General features: G+C 59.6%; 5 protein-coding genes. 4 read left to right on the plus strand and 1 reads right to left on the minus strand.

Features of this window, described 5'->3' with window-relative positions:
- From EOC06_RS43455 to EOC06_RS25125, 4 genes are all read left to right on the plus strand, one after another.
- A partial coding sequence (locus EOC06_RS43455) for an SIS domain-containing protein (RefSeq protein ID WP_245470034.1) occupies positions 1–616 on the plus strand: 616 nt, incomplete at its 5' end.
- Between the two features lie 113 nt (positions 617–729).
- The gene (locus tag EOC06_RS25115) at positions 730–1,011 is read left to right on the plus strand and encodes a type II toxin-antitoxin system RelE/ParE family toxin (RefSeq protein ID WP_127327274.1); all 282 of its coding nucleotides are present in this window, start codon (positions 730–732) and stop codon (positions 1,009–1,011) included.
- A gap of 37 nt (positions 1,012–1,048) precedes the next feature.
- Positions 1,049–1,348 carry a HigA family addiction module antitoxin gene (locus EOC06_RS25120; protein WP_013531910.1) on the plus strand — a complete coding sequence of 100 codons (300 nt, stop codon included), beginning with the start codon at positions 1,049–1,051 and terminating at the stop codon, positions 1,346–1,348.
- Positions 1,349–1,429: 81 nt separating this feature from the next.
- Positions 1,430–2,185, plus strand: a complete 756-nt coding sequence (locus EOC06_RS25125; RefSeq protein ID WP_027036784.1) for a DUF502 domain-containing protein — start codon at positions 1,430–1,432, stop codon at positions 2,183–2,185.
- On the opposite strand, the gene EOC06_RS25130 is transcribed toward EOC06_RS25125, so the two are convergent.
- Positions 2,137–2,337, minus strand: a 201-nt coding sequence (locus EOC06_RS25130; RefSeq protein ID WP_164898722.1) for a hypothetical protein, incomplete at its 5' end; no start/stop codon positions are given. The two genes, EOC06_RS25125 and EOC06_RS25130, sit on opposite strands and share 49 nt — an antisense overlap.

The following is a 2,337-nucleotide window of genomic DNA, read 5'->3' on the forward strand; positions in this document are numbered from 1 at the left end:
TGCGCAGCTTTCGGTGCTGGCATCGCTTGCCGTGCGGGCCGGCGTGGCGCGCGGGACAATCTCGAAAGAACAAGAGAAGACCCTGGTGCGCGCGCTTTCGGAAGCGCCGCGCTATGCCAATCAGGTGCTCAAGCTTGAAGAGCAGATCGAACGGATCGCGCGTGAACTCTCACGCTACAAGGACGTGCTCTATCTCGGCCGCGACACCAACTTTCCGCTGGCCATGGAAGGCGCGCTGAAACTCAAGGAAATCTCCTATATCCACGCCGAGGGCTATGCCGCCGGCGAGCTGAAGCATGGACCGATCGCGCTGATCGACGAGAACATGCCGGTCATCGTCATTGCGCCGCACGACCACATTTTCGAAAAGACCGTTTCGAACATGCAGGAAGTGGCGGCGCGCGGCGGCAAGATCATCCTGATCACCGACAGCAAGGGTGCGGCGCTGACGAGCGTCAAGACGATGGAGACGATCGTGCTGCCGGACGTGCCGGAAATCATCTCGCCGATCATCTACGCGCTGCCGATCCAGATGCTCGCCTATTTCACCGCCGTGTTCATGGGCACCGACGTCGACCAGCCGCGCAATCTGGCGAAATCGGTGACCGTGGAATAGGTATCGTCAAATCTTGCCGCCGATCAACCGATAGCAAATTTGTATCGGCCGATGATACATTTGCTTGCGCGTCGACATGTATCAGTGTATGATACAATCTAGAGGGCGCGTTATTGATCGTTTCGTTCAGAGGCAAGGCGGTCGAAGCGGTTGCCGAAGGGAAGGCGCCAAAGGGCTTTCCGCCGGATTTGGTTGCCCGTGGCGAACGCCGCCTTCGCGCAATTGCCAACGCTGCCCAACTGAATGACCTTCGATCGCCGCCCGGAAATCATCTTGAAGCCCTGAAAGGGAGCCGAGCCGGACAGCATTCAATTCGCATCAACGACCAGTGGCGCATCTGCTTCAAATGGACCGCTGCTGGCGCTGAAGACGTGGAGATCGTCGATTACCATTGAGCGGGCACTTGCCCTGAACCCTTGAGGACCCTGAACTATGCTCAAGTTCGCACGTCCAGTTCATCCTGGAGAATTCCTGCGTGAAGAATATCTCGTCCCGCTCGGCATGAGTGCAGGCGCGCTGGCGAAAAAGCTCAACCTTCCGCGCACCCGTATCGAACGCATTGCCAAGGAAGAGATCGGCCTGACTCCCGATACGGCTCTTCGCCTCGCCAGATTTTTCAACACCACGCCCGAATTCTGGATGAATTTTCAACAGGCCTATGAGCTTGAAACCGAAGCCAGAAAGCTGGCGCCGGAACTCGAGAAGATTGAGCCGCTGGAAGTAGCGGCATAATCGGCTCTTTAAAAACTTCGCAGTTCCAAACTGGACGGCGGTTCACTAATGTCGCGTCGCAATAGCGGCCTCCGGTGAATCATGTCCGACGCTCCCAAGACTTCCGGCGTGACCCGGCTGAGGAACTATTTCCTCACGGGCTTCATCGTCTGCGCGCCGCTGGCGATCACCGCCTACATCGCCTGGTCATTCATCGGTTGGGTCGATTCCTGGGTGAAACCCTATATTCCGGCCCGCTACAGCCCTGACACCTATTTGTCGTTTCCTGTGCCGGGGTTCGGGCTGATCGTGGCGCTCATCCTGATCACGCTGATCGGCTTCCTGACGGCCAACATCGTCGGCCGCGCCATCGTCAATTTCGGCGAGCGCCTGCTTGGCCGCATGCCGTTGGTGCGCGGCATCTATGGCTCGCTGAAACAGATTTTCGAGACCGTGCTGTCCAACAAGGGCGACATGTTCCGCCAGGTCGGACTGGTCGAATATCCGCGCAAGGGTGTGTGGTCGCTGGTGTTCGTCGCCAGCGAGAAGGAAACCGAGATCAACCAGAAGCTCGACCAGGAAGGCGATCCGCTGATTGCCGTGTTCATGCCGTGCACGCCAAACCCGACCACCGGATTCCTGATGTATGTGCCGAAGTCGGACATCGTGCTGCTCGACATGACGATTGAGGACGGCGCCAAGCTGATTGTGTCGGCCGGGCTGGTGGCGCCCGAGGTCAAGCAAATGGTTGTCGTGAATGGCGAGCCGATCGAAGGGATGCTCGCCAACCCGTCGGTTGCCGCCCTGGCTCAGCCGGCGCGCAGGAGCCGCACGGCCTCGTCGCGGCCGAACAAATAAAGCAGCAGGCGCAACGCCTCGCCACGCTGCGATTGCAGCTCCGGGTCGCGCGACAGGATCAGCCTGGCATCGTCGCGGGCGGCCTCCAGAAGGTCGGCATGCGCCTCGATGCGCGCCACCTGGAAACCCGGCGTGCCGGACTGGCGGGTTGC

This window comes from Mesorhizobium sp. M7A.F.Ca.MR.362.00.0.0 (assembly GCF_004023175.1).
In the GTDB taxonomy this organism is placed as follows: Bacteria; Pseudomonadota; Alphaproteobacteria; order Rhizobiales; family Rhizobiaceae; genus Mesorhizobium.

Coding starts and splice junctions, on each gene's coding strand:
- EOC06_RS25120 (WP_013531910.1), top strand. CDS start 1,049: ATGCTCAAGTTCGCACGTCCAGTTCATCCTGGAGAATTCCTGCGTGAA.
- EOC06_RS25125 (WP_027036784.1), top strand. CDS start 1,430: ATGTCCGACGCTCCCAAGACTTCCGGCGTGACCCGGCTGAGGAACTAT.